Source organism: Gardnerella sp. DNF01144, from assembly GCF_049244245.1.
Classification (GTDB): domain Bacteria; phylum Actinomycetota; class Actinomycetes; order Actinomycetales; family Bifidobacteriaceae; genus Bifidobacterium; species Bifidobacterium piotii.
In genome coordinates, this window is the sequence record NZ_CP058390.1 from 219,401 (window position 1) to 239,373 (window position 19,973).

The 19,973-nt window shown below is 40.3% G+C and carries 13 protein-coding genes, 1 other RNA gene and 2 pseudogenes; 12 read left to right on the forward strand and 4 right to left on the reverse strand.

The genetic code is table 11. The annotated features are described in order from the left end of the window. Positions 1-97: 97 nt before the first annotated feature. Positions 98-2,575: a phosphoketolase gene (locus HXT36_RS00830; RefSeq protein WP_116438546.1), complete on the reverse strand. Its 2,478-nt coding sequence runs from the start codon at positions 2,573-2,575 to the stop codon at positions 98-100. A 373-nt stretch (positions 2,576-2,948) separates the two neighbouring features. Between HXT36_RS00830 and guaA the strand changes: the two genes are divergently transcribed. The 8 genes and pseudogenes from guaA (at position 2,949) to ssrA (ending at position 10,854) form a co-directional block, all read left to right on the forward strand. Continuing rightward, a complete protein-coding gene (guaA, locus tag HXT36_RS00835) occupies positions 2,949-4,511 on the forward strand; it encodes a glutamine-hydrolyzing GMP synthase (RefSeq protein ID WP_004130224.1) in 1,563 nt (520 codons plus the stop codon). A 195-nt stretch (positions 4,512-4,706) separates the two neighbouring features. Then, positions 4,707-4,901 (forward strand): annotated as a pseudogene (gene mobC, locus HXT36_RS00840) (plasmid mobilization relaxosome protein MobC); the annotation flags it as partial. Then, positions 4,897-5,109: pseudogene (locus HXT36_RS00845) on the forward strand (endonuclease); the annotation flags it as partial. The pseudogenes mobC and HXT36_RS00845, both read left to right, overlap by 5 nt. A gap of 206 nt (positions 5,110-5,315) precedes the next feature. Further along, positions 5,316-6,392 carry a YaaC family protein gene (locus tag HXT36_RS00850; RefSeq protein WP_004132509.1) on the forward strand — a complete coding sequence of 359 codons (1,077 nt, stop codon included), beginning with the start codon at positions 5,316-5,318 and terminating at the stop codon, positions 6,390-6,392. Then, positions 6,392-7,441, forward strand: coding sequence for a hypothetical protein (locus tag HXT36_RS00855; protein WP_421778870.1), 1,050 nt, complete (start codon positions 6,392-6,394; stop codon positions 7,439-7,441). The genes HXT36_RS00850 and HXT36_RS00855 overlap by 1 nt, the downstream gene beginning before the upstream one ends. 264 nt (positions 7,442-7,705) lie before the next feature. Beyond that, on the forward strand, positions 7,706-8,389 hold the full coding sequence (locus tag HXT36_RS00860; RefSeq protein WP_004132507.1) for a peptidase E: 684 nt from the start codon (positions 7,706-7,708) through the stop codon (positions 8,387-8,389). Between the two features lie 240 nt (positions 8,390-8,629). After that, positions 8,630-10,312, forward strand: a complete 1,683-nt coding sequence (locus HXT36_RS00865; protein WP_421778872.1) for an alpha-amylase — start codon at positions 8,630-8,632, stop codon at positions 10,310-10,312. A 145-nt stretch (positions 10,313-10,457) separates the two neighbouring features. Then, positions 10,458-10,854: a transfer-messenger RNA gene (gene ssrA / locus HXT36_RS00870) on the forward strand. Positions 10,855-10,950: 96 nt separating this feature from the next. On the opposite strand, the gene HXT36_RS00875 is transcribed toward ssrA, so the two are convergent. Then, positions 10,951-12,033, reverse strand: a complete 1,083-nt coding sequence (locus HXT36_RS00875) for a Panacea domain-containing protein (protein ID WP_421778874.1) — start codon at positions 12,031-12,033, stop codon at positions 10,951-10,953. 603 nt (positions 12,034-12,636) lie between these two features. Here HXT36_RS00875 and HXT36_RS00880 point away from each other — a divergent pair. The 4 genes from HXT36_RS00880 to HXT36_RS00895 all read left to right on the forward strand — a co-directional run bounded on the left by HXT36_RS00880 (position 12,637) and on the right by HXT36_RS00895 (position 17,849). Next, positions 12,637-13,845, forward strand: coding sequence for a hypothetical protein (locus HXT36_RS00880; RefSeq protein WP_421778876.1), 1,209 nt, complete (start codon positions 12,637-12,639; stop codon positions 13,843-13,845). 657 nt (positions 13,846-14,502) lie between these two features. After that, positions 14,503-15,801: an MFS transporter gene (locus HXT36_RS00885; protein WP_421779220.1), complete on the forward strand. Its 1,299-nt coding sequence runs from the start codon at positions 14,503-14,505 to the stop codon at positions 15,799-15,801. Positions 15,802-16,025: 224 nt separating this feature from the next. Next, complete coding sequence (gene sstT, locus HXT36_RS00890; protein ID WP_421778878.1) at positions 16,026-17,282, forward strand: serine/threonine transporter SstT; 1,257 nt, start codon at positions 16,026-16,028, stop codon at positions 17,280-17,282. Between the two features lie 144 nt (positions 17,283-17,426). Further along, positions 17,427-17,849: a GNAT family N-acetyltransferase gene (locus tag HXT36_RS00895; RefSeq protein WP_018638233.1), complete on the forward strand. Its 423-nt coding sequence runs from the start codon at positions 17,427-17,429 to the stop codon at positions 17,847-17,849. 7 nt (positions 17,850-17,856) lie between these two features. Here the strand turns inward: HXT36_RS00895 and epsC are convergent, their stop codons facing one another. Together epsC and cysK are read right to left on the reverse strand one after the other, a co-directional pair. Continuing rightward, positions 17,857-18,714, reverse strand: coding sequence for a serine O-acetyltransferase EpsC (gene epsC / locus HXT36_RS00900; RefSeq protein WP_128813996.1), 858 nt, complete (start codon positions 18,712-18,714; stop codon positions 17,857-17,859). A gap of 138 nt (positions 18,715-18,852) precedes the next feature. Beyond that, a complete protein-coding gene (gene cysK / locus HXT36_RS00905; RefSeq protein ID WP_128813997.1) occupies positions 18,853-19,785 on the reverse strand; it encodes a cysteine synthase A in 933 nt (310 codons plus the stop codon). Between the last annotated feature and the right edge of the window lie 188 nt (positions 19,786-19,973).

Below are 19,973 nucleotides of genomic sequence, written 5' to 3' on the forward strand. Positions count from 1 at the left end.
TATTAATTTTTTTGTGCGACTAATTTTTTTAGGGAGCCAACCTTTCGATTGACTCCCTAAAAATCAGCTAAGCAATTTTAGCGTTGATAGCTTAAAACTACTCGTTATCGCCAGCAGTTGCAGCGGTAGCGGTAACCGCGCCTGGCTTGTCGGTCTTAACGCCTGGCCATACCCAATCGGTGTAGTCTGGGTGATCAAGACCCTTGTCGACTGCATACTGGAAGGCTTCGAGGCGGAAGTCCTCGAGCTTCTTGATTTCGTCGGCATACTTAGCGGCGTCAACCATGCGCAACGCTTCAGCGGTAAGCTCGTAACGATCCATGTCGTTCACGCGAACCATATCGTATGGCGTGGTGGTGGAGCCCTGCTCCTTGTAGCCATGAACGTTGAAGTTGTCGTGGTTTGGACGATCGTAAATCAAGCCGCGAACGTCATGTGCATAGGAGTGATAAGCGAAGAGGACTGGCTTATCGGCAGTGAAGAGATCAGTGAACTCTTCGTCAGTCAAAGCTTCGTTGTTTTCCTTAGCAGACTGCAACTTGAGCAAGTCAACAACGTTAACAACCTTGAACTTAACGCCAAGCTTGTTCAACTTGTCGGCAGCGGCCATCAATTCCTGCTGTGGAACATCGCCAACACCAGCAAGAACAACCTGAACTTCGTCATTGTTCTTAGCGTTGGAAGCCCACTTCCACTCAGCAGCACCCTTCTCGAGCTCTTCACGAGCTTCGTCGAGAGTCAACCAAGTAGCAGCTGGCTGCTTGCCAGCGAAGATGGCGTTAATCATGTTGGTGGACTTGTAAGCCTTTTCAGCAACAGCAAGCAACATGTTGGAATCCACTGGGAAGTAGATGCCGATTACGTGATCGTTGTTGAAGGTCTTGTTCAAGAGCACGGAGGTTACGCCTGGATCCTGGTGCGAGAAGCCGTTGTGATCCTGACGCCATACGTGAGAGGATACAAGCAAGTTCACAGAGGAGATTGGCTTACGCCATGGGATCTCGCGAACGGTAGCCTCAAGCCACTTTGCGTGCTGGTTCAACATGGAGTCGATAACGTGTACAAAGGACTCGTAAGAGCTCCAAATGCCGTGACGACCAGTGAGCAAGTAGCCCTCGAGGAAGCCTTCCATCTGGTGCTCGGAAAGCTGCTCGGTAACCTGGCCAGTAACAGCCATGTGCTCGTCGACTAAGCCAGAAAGGTAGCCTGCGTCCCACTGCTTGTTGGTTACTTCGTAAGCAGCCTGCAAACGGTTGGAAGCGGTCTCATCTGGGCCGAAGATACGGAAGGAATCTGGGTTGTTCTTAATGATGTCGCGAGTGTAAACACCAAGACGACGGGTAGCTTCGAGCTGACCCCAGCCGTGACCGAATTCCTTAACTTCCTTGACTTCGTAATCTTCAAGATTTGGAAGCTTAAGATCTTCACGAATACGACCACCGTTGGCGTTTGGATTTTCGCCAATACGGAGTTCGCCCTTTGGCATGAAGGAAAGAACGTCTTCCTTAACAGCACCCTTTTCGTCGAAGAGCTCTTCAGGCTTGTAGGACTTCATCCAGTTCTTCAAAACCTCGAAGTGAGCTTCGGTATCGCGAGCGGAAGCCAGTGGAACCTGGTGTGCACGCCAAGAACCTTCGGTCTTCTTGCCGTCGATGAACTTCGGGCAAGTCCAACCCTTTGGAGTGCGGAAGATAATCATTGGGTAGTAAGGGCGAGTTACATCGTTAGTCTGAGCCTCGGCCTTAATATCGCAAATCTCATCGAAGATGGTTTCAAACATATCGGCAAAGCGACGGTGAATGGAAAGGTGATCCTCATCATCGAAGCCAGCAACGAACTCATATGGTTCGTAACCCATGCCGTGGAAGAACTCGTGAAGCTCTTCGTCGGAAATGCGGGAAAGAATGGTTGGGTTAGCAATCTTGTAGCCGTTCAAGTGCAAGATTGGAAGCACGATACCATCGGTACGTGGGTTCACGAGCTTGTTGGACTGCCAACCAGTAGCCAAAGGACCAGTTTCAGCTTCGCCATCGCCAACGATTGCTGGAACGAACAAGCTTGGGTTGTTCATAACAGCGCCGTAAGCGTGGGAGAGAGCGTAACCAAGCTCGCCACCTTCGTGGATGGAACCTGGGGTCTCTGGAGCAAAGTGAGAAGGAATGCCGCCTGGGTAAGAGAACTGACGGAAGAACTTCTGCAAACCAGCTTCGTCCTTGGTGATCTTTGGATAGTACTCAGTGTAGGTACCGTCAAGATAAGACTGAGCAGTACCAGCTGGGCCGCCGTGGCCTGGACCCATGATAATCACGGTGTTCTGCTGGTGATCAGCAATAAAGCGGTTGATGTGTCCAATAAGGAAGTTAAGGCCTGGAGTTGTACCCCAGTGGCCGACTAGACGATGCTTAACATCTTCGCGAGTGAATGGCTCCTTCATTAGAGGATTGCTGCGAAGATAAATCTGACCGATAGCGAGGTAATTAGCAACGCGCCAATACTTGTCTACGCCTTCGATGGCCGCCTCGGAAACTGGAGCGTTAAGCTTCTTCCAAGGGGTGCCAATAACAGGACTCGTCATGTGTACTCCTGTACTCAAGCACTTTTCAGTGCGATTTTAATCATTACCATTTGGTTATAGAGGCCAAAAAACAAATGTATTCGCCTCTTTTTCCATCTTTTTCAGTATAGTAACAGCTTTTGACTTTTGTGCGTTTGATTAGTTACTACGTGCGAATTTGTTGAAAAAATGTGTTAAAGTGTTAACAAAAATCACCTTAAAAGTATCAATTATGTTATGTTTGATGTTCACTTTCTTGTTATGTCAAGGTTGTTTATTTTTACAATTTTTATAATTTGTTAAGTTACGGCGTTTCGCACAACGCAACGTCTAAAAGCGCCATTAGTATAAATTGAATCACCTATAAATGTGTTTTTTATATATAAGGAGAATCATGGCAAACGGTCCGGTACTTGTAGTTGACTTCGGTGCCCAATATGCCCAGCTAATCGCTAGAAGAGTGAGGGAAGCAAACGTTTATTCGGAGCTTGTTCCACACTCCATGCCAGTAGAGGAGATGCTGGCAAAAGATCCAAAAGCCATAATTCTTTCTGGCGGACCTGCCTCTGTTTATGAGCCAGGAGCGCCAAAAATTGACACAAAGATTTTTGAAGCAGGCGTTCCAGTGCTTGGAATTTGCTACGGATTCCAAGTTATGGCTCACGAGCTTGGCGGCGTTGTAGACAAAGCTGCATTGGGTGAATATGGAAAAACGCATGCAACTGTTGATGAAGCAGAAGGATTGCTTGCAAATTCTCCATTAGAGCAAAACACTTGGATGAGCCACGGAGTGGCAGTTAAGAGTGCGCCAGAAGGATTTGAGGTGCTTGCGCACACTCAAGGCGCTCCAGTTGCAGCTATGCAAGATAAAAGTCGCAAGCTTTACGGAGTGCAATGGCATCCAGAAGTCAAGCATACGCCTTTAGGCCAAAAGCTTATTTCTACATTCTTGCATGAATGTGCAGGATTGGAAAATGATTGGAATCCTTCGAGCATTATAGAAGATCAGGTTGCAAAGATTCGCGCCGAAGTTGGAGATGCACAAGTTATTTGCGGACTTTCTGGAGGAGTTGATTCCGCTGTTGCTGCGGCTCTTGTGCACAAAGCAATCGGAGATCAGCTTACTTGCGTTTTTGTTGATCATGGTCTTCTTCGTAAAGGCGAAGTCGAACAAGTTAAGCATGATTTCGTTGAGGCAACTGGAATCAAGCTTATTGCAGTAGATGCAGACGATGACTTTTTAGATGCGCTTAAAGGTGTGAGTGAGCCAGAGCGTAAGCGCAAGATTATTGGAGAAAAGTTTATTCGCACATTTGAAAAAGCTCAGCGTCAAGTTATTGAAGAAGCTGGTAAAACTGGAGCAGAAGTTAAGTTCCTTGTACAAGGCACGCTTTACCCAGATGTTGTTGAGTCTGGCGGCGGAGACGGTGCTGCAAATATTAAGTCGCATCACAATGTTGGTGGCTTACCAAAGGACTTAAAGTTTAAGCTTATTGAGCCTTTGCGCACGCTGTTTAAGGATGAGGTTCGCGCAATTGGTACGGAGCTTGGACTTCCAGATGCTATTGTGTGGCGTCAGCCGTTCCCAGGTCCTGGTTTGGGAATTCGCATTGTTGGCGAGATTACTCGCGAGCGTTTAGCTGTGCTTAGAGAGGCAGACGCTATTGCGCGCGAAGAGCTTTCTGCAGCTGGATTAGATCGCGATATTTGGCAATGCCCAGTTGTTCTTTTGGCAGATGTTCACTCTGTTGGAGTTCAAGGAGACGAGCGCACATACGGTTCTCCGATTGTGCTTCGACCAGTAAGCTCTGAGGATGCTATGACCGCTGATTGGTCGCGAGTTCCTTACGATGTATTGGCAAAGATTTCTACTCGAATCACAAACGAATGCCGTCAGATTAATCGCGTTGTGTTAGACGTTACATCTAAGCCGCCTGCAACAATCGAGTGGGAATAATCGCAAAAAAAAATCAAAAAACTTGTAAAATCAATGGTTACAGAAGATTAAAAACTGTAACTGGGATTAAAATGGGAACATTTGTTAAAAAGAATAAATTGAATAATAGTTCCAAGTGGTTTACATGTGGACAAAAAATTAGACCGTAGTTTCAAGCTGCGGTCTTTTTGCGTACATATTATGAGGATTAATTTATTTAGAAATCTCCAATGGCTACTTTCAAATGTAACAAATAACATAAACCAGATTGCAAAAGTAACCAATACAACGGGAGTAATTTATAAGAAAGATATTGATTATATTAGAGAAAAAATAGAAAAATTATCAAAAGAAATATGGCAGATTCATTCCATACTTCTTAATAGATCAAAAGAAAGATCTAGTGATTAGTACAGCAATTACAAAAATACATCCTATAAAATCAACTCTAAATTTGGCAATAGACTATACAACTAAAAGTGAAAAAATTGATTAAAAAATTTTGGTATCTTCATTCAAATGCTACCCATCTACTGCCCAAATTCAATTTATGAAAACACGAGAGGATAATGATACTAAAGTTGCAGTTTTGTCTGGAAATCTAGTACAATATTTTATTTTATGAAAGTTTAATTTCATAAAAGCTTATTTATTATTTTTTAAAGGATGAAAATGGACTTTGTAATAGTCCTATCATAAAAAAGACTAGTAATTAAACTAAGGTTTAGTAGAGATACAACACTTTTTAAATGAAATAAAGATTTTATCTGATATAATAATATGTAATAACTTGAGGTTAATGTTTGATAAAAATGATGGAAAATAATGAAAATAAAAAGAATTTATTCAGAACAACCAGAAGTTGAAATTTGGGAGAATTTATTAAAATATACTTACCCAGAAAATATAAAAAAATATTTCAGTAAAAATCATAATAGCCAGCCATCAGATGATTTAATAAATATAATCTCTGGATCTTTATCACAAGCTTATGAATATTTTAGTCTTTCAAGAAAGTCTAGTTTACAAGTTTCTCCTTTATTAATATATTATGGTTCTACTAATCTGATTCATGGAACTCTGTGTCTAGTATATGGTAAATTATTAAAAATTACAAATCATGGAATGAAGTTAAGAAAACTTTCAGGAATAGATAAAATTGGAGACGTAACATTAAATATCAATGATAATAAAACTGGTGGATTATCAATATTTATAAATGAGTATAATCCTTATAAACAAGAATTCTCATCTAATATCGAATGGTCTTTTGAAGAAATTGCTGGTTCGATTGTTGAGTTATCAAATGACTTTTCAGATCTTTATGGACAAGAGAATATTCATGCGATACCAATAAAAGAAATTATATTAGATAATGAAGTTCAGTATAGAGTTAATCTAGATATTTTTAATGAGACACAAGTAACGACCCTATTAAAATCAATTCCAGACTTTAGTAAAAGTTATTTTCCTTTCGAAAAAAATAGAAATAATGAATTGATTATTAGAAAGAAAATTCATGGTCAGAAGCTACATGAAGTAACAACCATGGGAGAAAGTTTTTTTCTTGCTGGTTATACGAAAGATGGTAAACAAATTTCTTTTCCATATTTTTCATTATTCTTAATGTTGTTATTTATGCTGGGAATGTTATGTAGATATAACCCAGAATTTTGGAATCCATTTGTAGAAAGAGATAATAGTGGAGAAAGAAATTTTGTAGAGAAGCTTATTAGAGTATCTAGACGACAGCTTCCAAATTTAATGCTAGATTTATTAACAGGTGAAAAAAATATGTATAACATGCACTTCGACTTAAATGAGGACAAGTGTAAAAATTTAAGTGAAGAAGATATAAGAGAACTAATTGAAGCGGAATTAAATTTGAGGAGGTTACATTGATGAGTACTTATCTAGAATATATGTTTAAACTATGTCAAGATATTACAAGTCTAAATCTCTCTAAAGATCTTCAAGAACAAATTTCAAAAATGAAGGAGACTGGGGAATATTTTTCGAATCAATCTTTGCTTCTCCAAGGGATACGAAATGAATCTGATTTTTATATTGTATTAATAATGAATGAATTAAGTAAACAAACTGATTCGAAAGATAATTTTCTACGATCTGTTACCCCGTTAAATCAAAAAGAGCTTGAAATATTCAAACAGTTACATAATGTTATGAAATACTTTTATGAGCAAAGTTTAAAATCGATAGGAAATTTACCTGAAAACTTAAAAGTAGCACTAAGTCCAACATCTAAATACAACTTTAAACTTCCATACTCGACTGATTTAGATGTTTCGACCATCATAGACACAGAAATTTTTAAGGACGTCTTCAATTATTGGAAGAGAAGTAATCTTAGACGAATTTATGAGAAAGAAATAATTAAATATGAATCTCTATTAAATGAGATAGGGGTTGAGCAAATAATCCAATTATTATATGCAGTAGGTAACGATATTGATAAATCTGGATATAAAAATGTCCCTAACAGTTTAAAAGATTTACGAGGTTATAATGAACCATATTCTCAGCGAGATAGCAGAGGGGTGTTGAGGTTTTTCTATCTTTTATATTCTATTAAAACTATAATCGATATTAGCACGGACTTTTTAGCTATGGCATTTAAAGGGATAAAGATTGGAGTAGTAGGGGAAGAAAATGTTATCTCTATTAAATCTAATTTTTCTAATATGCTTAGAGAAGGAAGGGAATTTATTATTTACCCAGGTTTGAAGAAAGATCCTGCTGTGAGTAATTTAGTTGTAATTGAGGAAAATTTATATAATAAAAAAGAATTTGGTTATTGTACAGCGGTTCGACATAGTTATATGAATGAAAATGGATCAACTCTAGAGTGTAAAATTAGTGTGATTGATGAAGAAATGAATCCCTATAATTATATAGAATCATTGTATGATAGAGACAAATATGGTAGGTAAGAAAGAATTTATACTATGACATTTGATTGAAGAAAAACTTGGAAGCTACTTGAGAAAAAGAGTGTGGAAAGAAGATGTAGGATTAGCGTAGGAATTACCTTATTTAATTTGCAAAGCTATGTAGTATTAAAGTTGTAAGTACGGATGTTATATAAGAATTTTTGAAAATCTTAATTGTTATATTGGGGATTTGGTTAGTTATTTAAATATAAGGATTTTAAGATTTTTACTAAAGAAACAGATTTTAAACATAGGAGGAAATTTATGATTATAGCAATTGGAGGAGGAGAAGTATATCAAAATCAAACGTACGATATAGATAAATTTATTGTTGAGTCATCAAATAAAGAAAACCCGCATTTTTTATTTATTCCTACAGCGAGTAAAGATGCTGATGCTTATATAGAAACCATAAGTAATTTATATGAGAGCTTGGGATGTAAAACTGATACATTGTATTTATCTAACGCAAAAGTAAACAAGGAAGAGGTTAATCAAAAGATAGAAAATGCAGACATAATTTATGTTGGTGGTGGAAATACTGCTTATATGATGCAAGTTTGGAGAAAATATTCTGTAGATAAGGCACTAATTAAAGCTTATAAAAGCGGAAAGATACTCTCAGGCTTAAGTGCAGGCTCTATATGTTGGTTTATTGCAGGTCATAGTGATAGTGAATTTATAGAAGATGTAGAAAACCCAAAACATAAATGGGTTAAAGGCTTAGGCATTATTCCTTATTTACATTGTCCTCATTATGATGAGCCAGAAAGAGTAGGTTTTGATGAATTCTATTCTGGACAGATAGCAGATGCTATAGCAATAGAGAATCAAGTAGCAGTTATTTGGGATAATTACGAGATCAATGTTATTAAATCTAACCATAATAAGAACGCATATAAACTTTCTTGGAGTGATAAAGGTTTGAGTAAAGAAGTTTTATTTTAAAAAAATTCTCCGATACTGGGACTGAGACGGGACTAAAAATTTGAAAACGTCCTATAATTAGATGGATTTAGTGAGATTAGAAAAAATAGAACATAGTATTTTGAATGGTTTGGGATATATCGTACGTTTGGAAAAGAAGAATGGGAATAGATGAGCCTAATATAGTCCTAATATAGTCCTATATATAAGGAGTGAAGTAAGAACAAAGCAAAGCCGCAATTCTTGCAGAAAGGAACAACGATGATCCACGGCATAGAAGTATTTACGAGCTTCAATAAAAAGGCGCTTGTAAAGTTAAAGTTTGTGTTGGCAAGAGTTGCGGCTATAACATCTTGTGCTGCTACTATTTTGGCGGGAGCAGTAGTCGCAAGCAGCCCAGCGATTGCAAGTGCTGGCGTAAAATCATCTCAAAAAATTACAGAAAAAGGCGTAATCGTAACAGCATTCCAGCAAAATTGGAAAAGCATAGCCAAGGAATGCAAAAAAACGTACGGCCCAGAGGGCGTAAAATACGTGCAAGTTTCACCTCCGCAAGATCATATTAAGGGCGATCAATGGTGGACAAGTTATCAACCTGTAAGCTATAAGCTAAATTCAAAACTCGGCACAGAAGACGAGTTTAAAAAGATGATTACAACTTGCAAAGCTTCGGGTGTTGGAATTATTGCAGATGCAGTAATAAACCACACAACTGGTTTTGCAAACAAAGACACACTTGGCGTTGGTGGAAGCAAATATGATGCTGCAAATCAATCGTTCCCAGATGCAGGGTACACAAAAGATGATTTTCACAAGTCAACAGAAGATATAAACACGTATAGAAAAGCAGAAATCGTTTGGACGCATCGACTTGTTGGTCTGTTGGATTTAGACACTTCTAATCCTCATGTGCAAAAAACTTTGGGAGAGTACTTTACGCATATGCTAAAGCTTGGAGTTGCTGGGTTTAGAGTTGATGCAGCAAAACACATGTCTCCGCAAGATGTAAAAGGCATAAAAGCTGCGGCTGCAGAGGCTGCTGGAACAACGCCAGATAAGATTTGGTGGATGCAAGAAACAATAGGGTTCCCAGAGCAAGACCCTAGAATTCAGCCAGACCAGTATCTGCAAACTGGTGAAGTGAACGAATTTGAGTACTCCTATAGGCTTAGAAACTATTTTTATGGGTCTATTGAGAATCTTAAACATATTACAGATAAGCTGATTCCAAGCAAAAAGGCTGCGATTTTTGTTACAAATTGGGATACTGAGCGAGACAATGCAAGCAGAGTTTTGACGTATAAAGATGGCAAAAAGTATGAGCTTGCAAACGCGTTTATGTTGGCGTACCCGTACGGAACTCCAAATGTGTTTTCGGGTTATGAGTTTACAAAACGAGATGAGGGAGCGCCTGGAGCTACGCAAACTTCGATTCCTGATGTGAGTTGTGCGAAGGATTCTAAGTGGCAATGCACGCAAAGGCTAACTTCGATTCGCGGAATGATTGGATTCTACAACGCTGTTAGAGGCACTAAGGTTACTAATTGGCAAGATGACGACGATAATAACGTTGCATTTAGCAGAGGAAACAAGGGTTTTCTTGCGATTAACAACACGGAAAATCCGCAAAAAGTGAGTTATAAAACTGACTTGCCAGATGGTGAATATTGCAATGTTTATGAGTCTAAAGATTGCACTAAAACTGTGAGCGTTAGTGGCGGCAAAGTAGAGACCACTATTAATGCGGAATCTGCTGTTGCTCTTCATGCTAATGCTGTAAAAAGCCTTGTAAATGCTAGAGCTAGAAACGTTACAATATTTATTTGCGTGTTTGTTGTGTCAATTTGTACGTTTGTTGTTAGTAGAAGATTTGTTGAAAAATCGAAGAAGCTTGCCAAAGGCAATAGTGATGGTGTTAAAACAGGTGAGACTAAAGGTAAGTGATTTATTGGATTAGTCTTTAGATTAGTCTTTAGATTAGTCTGAAATAAATCAATATTTTAAAACAGGTTGACTCTGTTAAAACGTTTATTTATAATGATTATTCTGGCTTTAGCCAGTATTTAATTGATAGTTTGATAAATCAAAAGGGGTCGATCGGTTTCGACGGTGATCTGTTCGCCGCGGGGAAGCGTGCCGAGAATGCGAAAGTCCACTCGTAAACGTCCTTTCGCAAAAGAATAAGTGCTAAATCTAATCGCACTGAGTTCGCTCTCGCTGCCTGAGCTTCGCGCCAGGATTAACCAGTGAGCAGCTGCTCCGTTTACCCACTCATGTCTTCGGAGTGGTGCTAAACGTCATTAGAAGACTTGCTTGAATTGCCGAGCTGCAGGGTAGTTCAGGGACTTTTACTGTAGATATGCTCGCCATGAATTGTCTGCGATAACATGGGGGCAGAAAAACTGCCGAATGGCCAGCAGACTACGCACGTAGAAGACCGAGGGTACGGTTTCCGGACCGGGGTTCAATTCCCCGCGACTCCACAAACGCAATAACGCCACTGCTCAAACAGTGGCGTTTTTTTTTGTTGTTGTTCTATTGTTTAACATATCATGAATTGCTGTAAAGTCGCGCAAAATGCGTTAACTAGCTTCGTTTTTTGCGGACTTTTTGCTGGCTGAAGATTTTCTACTGGATGCAGATTTTTTGCTGGCTTCACTCTTTGCGCTAGTCGCAGGATTCCTGCTAGTTGTAGTGTTCGTTCTGTGTGTAGCCATTCCGCTAGGCGTAGCCTTTGCGTTGTTTGCAGTGTTTCCACTGTTTGTAGTCGTGTTACTAGTTTTACTACTACTTTTACTAGTTGTGTTTTGAGTCGTGTTACTACTAGTGTTGTTTGTGTTGCTGTTTGTACTCGTGTTTTGAGCCGTGTTTTGTTGTTTTACTGCTTCTAGGTTATGTTGAAAGTTTTGGCGTTTAATCTTGTTTTGCTCGTATTCGCATAATTGTTTTCCTATGCTTCTAGCTATCATGCGTGCTCGAGTTTTAATATTATTATCCGACATGTTTTTGAACTCGTTTAGCATGCTGATTTTACGCATGACCATGTTTTCAGCGTCTATGAGTTCTTTACAATGATTATTAACCGCGTGCGCTTGATTTTGTGCTTCTAGTTTTTCTTTTTCTGCTTGCTTGCATTTTTTAAGATGCGCGTCTCTTAGACGGCGTATGGCGTTTTCAACGCTTCTACTTCTTGTATTCGCGCGCCCGTCTGCAATTACAGGGTTTTTCGCGTAATAATCGTGGATGATTTTATGTGATAGTTCAGTATCGCATGCGTTGTTAGTGTTAACGCCTCTTCTAGCGTCAACCCATGGTAGTTCACTGCGTGCTCTGGCGGCTAAGTCTTGTGTAGTGTAATCTTTTAACGCGTCGCAAACAGCGTATACTACGCGTAGTTGGGAGCAGTTAAATGATTTGTATAGTTCGACTGGGCTGAAGATAATATTGTTTTCGCTTACTTCGTCTTGTGTTAGGTAGCATATGTTAAATAGTTCTAGGCATACTGGCCCGTTTTTCCATGCTTGGAATGAGTTAGGGAATAATTGTAGGCTTGTTGTAGATAAGTATTGTGCTTGACAGTAGTATGTGAGTAGTTCTAGTCTCTCGTGGCTCATTTTTCCGTAATTATGTAGTATTGCGTATGCTACGCGTTTGATTGTAGACATTTGAGTATTCCTTTCATCGTTGAAAAGACATGACTATTGGTAGGGTAATGGTTTTTAGTTTGCGAAAACGTTACCATACGAGTCGCGTATGGTACAAACTGGCGGCGTGTCGCGAATCGACTTGCATGAGCGCTTAGAGCGTAGCGCGCGAGTGCACTTCGATTCGCTGAGCCGCTTAAATGTAAAGTCCAGTGGACTTTACATGCGGCGAAGACGTTCGCACGGCTAATCCGTGCGAACGATATTCCTTATTTTCCCATTATTTGTTCCACGACACGCGCGAGTATCTTTTCTTAAAAAAACCTGGGAGAATTCTTCAAAAACCTTGAAATGCGTATTTTTACGGTTTAAGTGTTGTTTATCCACAAATTTTACGGCGAGAGTGGCTTTAATTGTGGATTAGTTTGTGTATAACATCATTTTTTTCGGTTTAGCATGTTTGGTTGGGGCTTGACTTTTTCAAACGGGGGGGGGGTATGTTAATAGCAACATCACACGGTGGATAACCGTTGGTGGAAATGCGCGAACGCGTGTTTGATTATTTTTCCCCGCCGCTTGTGGATTGGCTGCATGCGCGTGGGGGAGAAGAAGAAAGGAAATAAAATGATGAATAAGAAGGCTATCGCCGCTTTCGCTGCTGGCGCAACTTTGCTTGCCGGCTTCGCAATGGCCACCCCAGCATTTGCTGCTGAGACTCCAAACAATGACGCAAAGAAGGTCTTGACTAAGAAAGAAGCTAAGAAGGTTGCTGAAGAAAAGCAGCAGGCTTATCTCAAGCTTGTTCAGGCTCCAGTTGCTGAAGCTGGTAAGGAACCAGCCGAGTCAGCTAGTGCAGATGTTAAGAAGCTTTATACAAAAGACGCTAATGGCAAGCTTACGCTGAAGGCTGATACTGATGCTGACATGAAAGCTGCCACTGTAGAAAACAAGGGTACTGCTTCAAAATATGTCAATGACCACAATGCTTGGCTTAATGCTGGTGCTGCTCACAAGAAGTATGTAGATGACGTTGCTGCTGCTCTTAAGGCCTGGACTGATGCAGAAACTGCTGTTAAGACCGCTGCGGCTGATCCTGTAGAGGAGTCTGACGAACAGCAGAAGGATAATGCTATTGCTCGTGTTCGTACCGCTGCAGCTGATCTTCAGACTAAGATTGAGAAGAAGCAGAAGACTTATGCTGAGTATCTCAAGAAGAAGTCTGCTTACAATGCAGCTAAGGAAAAGGTTTCTGCCTGCAAGGAAGCTGTTAAGGCTGCTGAGGATGCTTTGAATGACTTTATGATGAGCGGTGAAACTGATTCTAAGCGTGAAGACCATCTTAATGATGTTCTTGATCGCGCTAAGGCCAAGCTTACTGCTGCTGAAACCAAGCAGACTAAGGCTGAGGGAGAGTATAAGGAAGCTAAGCAGAAGGCTACGGATGCAAAGTCTCTTTGGAAGGCTGCTGTAAAAGAGTATCACGCTGCTTACGATCATGCTGTGTCTCTTGATGTAGATCCAACCAAGCTTCCAGTTGTTTCTACTGCTGCAGATCCATTGGATAATGACTTCCTTGATCTTCCAAGCACCTCCAATGGTGTTGCTCCAGCTGGTAAGAATGGTGCTCAGGCTGGTGCTAACGGCGCTGCCGCTGGTAAGGCTGGTGCTAATGGCTCTGCTGCTGCTGGTGCTAAGACTGAGGTTGAGAACAAGAACGGCAAGGATAAGCGCGGTAACACCCACACTGGTACTGGTGTTGGCGTAACTTTGACCGCTTTGGCTGCCACCATGCTTGCTGGCATGGGTGCTGCTGTTCGCAAGGCTCGTCACTAAGCATTGCGCGCGCACTTATGCTAAGTGTGTGAGTGCGCGCTTATGCTCTTTTAGAGTTTGCACTTAACGACTGGTGTGGTGTTTTGTAGGGAAATGCCACACTGGTTTTGCTCTTGATTCTTGCACTTTTGTTTTAATTCTGGTTTGCTATTATTTTCTTTTCTTCCCAGAGTTAGGGCGTCTGCTGCGGGGGTTTTGAGTGTTGAGTGTGTTGCTTTCGGTTTTGTTTGCTACTAGGGGCATTCAAAACCGAAAGCTTTTTTGTTTTTCACTTTTTGTTTTTTACTTTTGTCCTATAACTAACCCCTGTTTTTTGTAGTGCGTTCCGACCTGCCTTTTCGCTTAGAGCGTAGCTCGAAAAGGCAATTCGGAGCGCTGAGCCACTCAAGGCAGAAGCACTGCTTCTGCGTGGCGAAGACGTTAGCGCGCTTAGTTCGCGCGAACGGTTTTCCGCTTTTTGTTATTTTGTATTATTATTTGTTGATTTTTCTTGAACAAGAGTATAGTGTTACTAAATTTGTAAAATAAGCTATTGGATTTGTGTAGTTTGTAGTGAATTATTTAAGTTTGATAGTGATTTGCGAGTAGTTATGCATTTGCAGAAGCTTGCATTATGATTTGCGATTTTACAAGAGCTTTAAGGGAGAGTTGGTTGCTGTGAAGTCAATATTTAGTAAGAATAATATTTTTATTCGTATGAGATCTATTAGTCCAGCATTGCGATGGGCTTTAGTCGGCTTCTGTTTTTCTATGCTAGGCAATCAAGCGTATGAAGGCTCGGTTTTGCCTTCGATTATTATTGTGGGCTTGCCGGCTTGGGTGATTGGTTTTCGTAAGACTTTTATGACGGTTGCCGATTTTCTTTCGCCATGCTCTGGTTGGATTGTTGATAAGCTTGGCGGTTTTCGCGCTCTTGCAATGACTGAAGGCGTAGAAGGCGTGCTTAGTTTACTACCGCTTCTTATGCTTGGCTCTCCTGCGTGGAAGTGGTCGCTGGTGGCTCTTTCTTGCGCATTGCTGATTACTGGTCAAGTGATTGATATTGCTAGCGAAGTTTTCGAGGTTGATGCTGCAGGCGGCGATGACGGCATGATTGTAAACTACAGCGGCATTGTGAGCGTTTTGGCAAGTATTACAGGAACCTTGCTCGGCTCTCCGCTTGGTTCGTGGATTGCAAGCTGGTCGATTCCTGCGGTTTTGATTTTCTCGTCCGTCACTTCTTTTGCGGCTTGTGCTACGCGATTTATTATGAAACAAGACATTGCGCAAGCGTCTTGCGATGTAGAGGGAGAGTTGCAAGAAGTAGAGAATGAATCGCAAGCGATTAGTGAAGAAGGAGAAGTATCGCAAGTATCGCAAGAAAATGACGTTGACAACAAATCTGCAGCCAAGCAATCTGCGAATCCATTACTAAAGAGTAAAATCATGCTTCTTGCTGGATCTCTTTTGGTTGCTTTTATTCCTGCATGCTCTGTTTCTTATATTCTTCTAGGTCTTGGTAAGCAATATGGTTCTAACTCTTTGACGATATTGTATATTTTTACTGGTGTAGGAAGCGTGCTTGCATCCGTTTTGTATGCGCACTCGTCTCAAAAACTCGGTTTAAGAAAAGTTGCAATTTTAGGCATTATTGTGAGCGCATTTTCTTATTGCTTTATGTTTATTAATCTTTTGCCAATAATGTGCTTTGCGTTCTTACTTGAGGCAATTGGCGGAATGCTGCTAGTGGAGCCGATTATTGTTGCGCGTCAGATTCTGTTTAAGGGAAGTACTCTCGCTAAGTTTTCTGGTTGGGCGCGCCTTGCGTTTGCGATTGGTGCTACTACTGGTTCTTGGATTGGATTTGCATTCTCGTCTACGTTCCAATGGCAGCTTTTGCCTATACTCGCGCTGATTTTCACAGCAGGATTGTTTGTTGTTTTGCCTCAATTACCAAATACTAGTTATGCAGATTAGGCGATTAATGACGATTAATAAGGATTAATGACGATTAATGACGATTAATAAGGACTAATAAAGACTATTTTTAAGCAAAAGGCATTGTTAAATCGCTAAAACCTAACGATTTGCATATGTATGCATGCATGTGTATAATATGTAAAAATAGAAAATCTTGCGAGTATGAATACAAATAAAAGAGTATAAAATATTCTGCACAAACTAAATTACAGGAGACTCTCATGCACAAGATTCTTCAAAAGTGGAATAGCATTGACCTTATTCTTCGTATTGTTATTGGTCTTTTTCTAGGCGCTGCACTTGGTCTTTTTGTGCCATCTCACGTTTACGTGCTAGATCTTATGGGAAAGCTGTTTGTGAGCGCACTTAAATCCGTTGCGCCGATTTTGGTATTTTGCCTTGTGATTGGCGCGCTTGCAAAAGCAAAAAGTGTTGGAAACATGAATCTTGTAATCGTGTTGTATGCGCTCTCTACGTTTATTGCAAGCCTTATAGCTGTTTGCGCAGCTATGATTTTCCCTGTTGACTTCACTTTTGCGCATGTTGAAGCAGCATCTTCGCCATCTCCTCAAGGAATCGGCGAAGTTCTTAATTCTCTTGTGTTAAATATTGTTGTAAACCCTGTAGATGCTCTTGCAAAGGGAAACTTTATTGGTATTTTATTCTGGGCAATCGCATTTGGCGTAGCACTTCGCTTGGCTGAGCCTTCCACTAAAGCATTCTTTGACAACGTTTCTTCTGCTATTGGAAAAATTGTTCACTGGATTATTAACGCAGCACCTTTTGGCATTATGGGTCTTGTTTATACAACAGTGGCAAGCAATGGTCTTCGTATTTTTAGTGAATACGGTTCCGTTATTGCCTTGTTAGTATGCACTATGGCTGTTGTTGCTTTGATTGTAAATCCTATTTTGGTTTTTGTTCTTACTGGCAAGAATCCGTATCCTCTTGTATTGAGAACATTGCGCGATTCGGGAGTTACAGCGTTCTTTATGCGTTCTTCTGCGGCAAATATTCCTGTAAATATGAATTTGTGCGAAAAACTCGGTTTTAATAAAGACAATTACTCTGTTTCCATACCGCTTGGATCAACCATTAATATGAGTGGTGCTGCTATAACGATTTCGATTATGGCTTTGTGCGCTGCTCACACTCTTGGGATTTATGTTGATATTCCAACAGCTGTGATTCTGTCTGCTCTCTCTGCTGTTAGCGCTGCAGGTGCATCTGGTGTAGCTGGTGGCTCGCTTTTGCTTATACCTCTTGCGTGCTCGTCGTTTGGTATTTCAAATGATATTGCTATGCAAGTAGTTGCAATTGGCCTTATTATTGGCGTGATTCAAGATTCGTGCGAAACTGCGCTTAACTCTTCCACAGATGTTCTCTTTACGGCGGTTGGTGAATATCGCATGTGGCAGCGTGCAGGTCTTAAGTTTAAGATGGGCATGGATCACGAGACTGTGCAACTTAACAAGTAGCTGTTGTAGCTGTTGCAACCGTTGCATCTGTTGTAGCGGTTACTAAGTATTCTTACAAGTACGCGTTCTTACGTTTTTATGTTTTTACATTTTTACGTTTTAGAATCGCGTACTTTTGCTATGTTTTGCGAGGTGTTATTGTAAATGAATTTAACAGACGTGCAAATAAAAGAGTATAAAAAATATAATAGCAAAGATATTTTAAGACTATATGATTCCGTTGGCTGGTCTTCATATACAGATGATTTACCCGCCTTAGAAAATGGCTTTAATAATTCGCTCAAGGTCTTAGCTGCGTATAAAAATGATGAGCTGGTTGGCATTGCTAGAGCTGTTGGTGACGGATATACGGTTGTTCTTATTCAAGATATTCTTGTTTTGCCAGAGTATCAAAGGCAGGGAATAGGCTCTGCTTTGTTAAATGCGATTGTGGATTGTTACCCGAATGTTCGTCAAATTCAATTGACTACGGATTGTACTGAAAAAACTATTGCTTTTTATAAGTCTGCTGGTTTTATTGAGTTAGCAGAAATCGAGTGCTGCGGTTTTATAAAAGACAGAGCATAATAGCGTATTAGGCTTTAGGAAAGTGGTAGGTTGTGTTTGCAGGAATGCTGCGGTTAATCCACGCGTTTGCTGCGATTATGCTTCCGCTGCCGATTGTGGTTTCTCCGCCTAAGATTGTTGCGTTTGCGTAAATTACAACATTATTTCCAATATTTGGATGCCGCTTTCCGCCTTTTACAGGATTTCCATTCTCGTCTAGCGCAAAACTTTTTGCACCCAGAGTTACACCTTGGTAAAGCTTAACATGCTCGCCGATTACAGTTGTTTCGCCGATTACAATACCAGTTCCATGATCTATGCAGAAATATGCGCCAATTTTTGCTCCTGGATGAATGTCGATTCCAGTTTTTCTGTGTGCATATTCGCTCATAAGTCTAGGAATTAGCGGTACGTTAAGTTCGTAGAGTGCGTGAGCTGTGCGGTGAATAAGCATTGCATAAAAACCAGGGTATGCGAGCGTTACTTCTACTTTGCTTGTGCAAGCAGGATCGCCTTCATACATGGCTTGAATATCTGTTAAAAGTAACTTTTTAATTGTAGGAAGAGTATTTATAAATTGATCGCAAGTTTCTCGAATTTTAATTGTGTTGCTTGTGTAGCATTGAAGTTCGTGAAATATAATGCGTTCTATAGTGTCTAATGCGTTTGAAGTAACGGTATTCAAACTAGCGTTATTATTCAAACTAGCGTTGAGTTGTGTAGCATCGTTGATTTCATTGCGCACATGCAACTCAGGCAAAAGTAGAGCCTGAGTCGCATGTATGAGTGCAATAATATTGCGGTAATTAGGTATGAATGTAGCTTGCCTTATGTCTGAATCGTTAATTGAGTTTAGTTGATTTATAAGGTCAAGGCGATCACTCATACATTTCTCCCGTTATTTTGCTATTTTCTTTATTCTACAGTTTTGATCATTATCTAATAATGTTATTTATTATCCATTTATTATCCATATATTATTTAATCAAAACTTGCGTATTTACAGTAGCGCTCCTAAATGTAGTTAGTCTTCAAATAATGCTGTAGACAAGTATCGATCTCCTGAATCTGGCAGTATTGCAACGATGGTTTTTCCCCTGTTTTCTTCTCTTTTTGCTTCTTGGATTGCTGCCCAGATTGCAGCTCCAGAAGAAATACCCACTAGCACACCTTCTTTTTTGCTTATAAGCTTGCCGCTTTCGATTGCGTCTTCATTTGTTACGTGAACAATGCGATTATAAATGTTTTGGTTGAGCACGTCTGGCACGAATCCTGCGCCGATTCCTTGAATCTTGTGCGCTCCTGGCTTGCCACCTGCGAGCACAGGGGAGTCGGCTGGTTCTACTGCGATTACTTCAAGCTGCGGATTTTGCTCCTTTAGGTATGTGCCAGTACCTGTGATTGTGCCTCCTGTTCCAACGCCAGCAATGAGCATATCCACGTTTCCATCAGTGTCTTGCCAAATTTCTGGACCTGTTGTTTTGTAGTGCGCGTGCACATTTGCTTGATTGGTAAACTGCCCTGGGGTCCACGCGTTTGGCGTGTTTTCAACGATTTCCTTCGCTTTGGCAATTGCGCCTTTCATTCCATCTTTAGCTGGGGTGAGTACGAGCTCGGCGCCGTATGCTTTCATAAGTTTTCGGCGTTCAATAGACATGCTTTCTGGCATTACAATAATGCTTTTGTATCCTTTTGTCTGCGCAATCATTGAAAGACCAATGCCAGTATTTCCAGAAGTTGGCTCAACGATTACTGAGCCTGGTTTAAGCGTGCCTTCGGCTTCTGCTTCTTCAATCATCTGCTTTGCAATTCGGTCTTTTACGGAGCCTGCTGGGTTAAAGTATTCGAGTTTTACAAGGATTTTTGCTGCTAGATTGTACTCTTTTTCAATGTGTGTAAGCTCCATAAGTGGAGTGTTTCCTACGAGTTCTTGCACGGACTTGTAAATATTAGACATAATATTTCCCCTTACTTGTTTGTTTTGTTTAATTTGTTTCTGTTTTGTTTTTAATTTTTAAAAAACAATTTTTATTAATAAAGTGATTATTTATTAGTTGTTTCTAAAGATGCCATTATTCGTTTAATATTTATTCGTTTTAACATTAATACGTATTAAATTGTTGTTTTTTGACGTTATATTCGAAT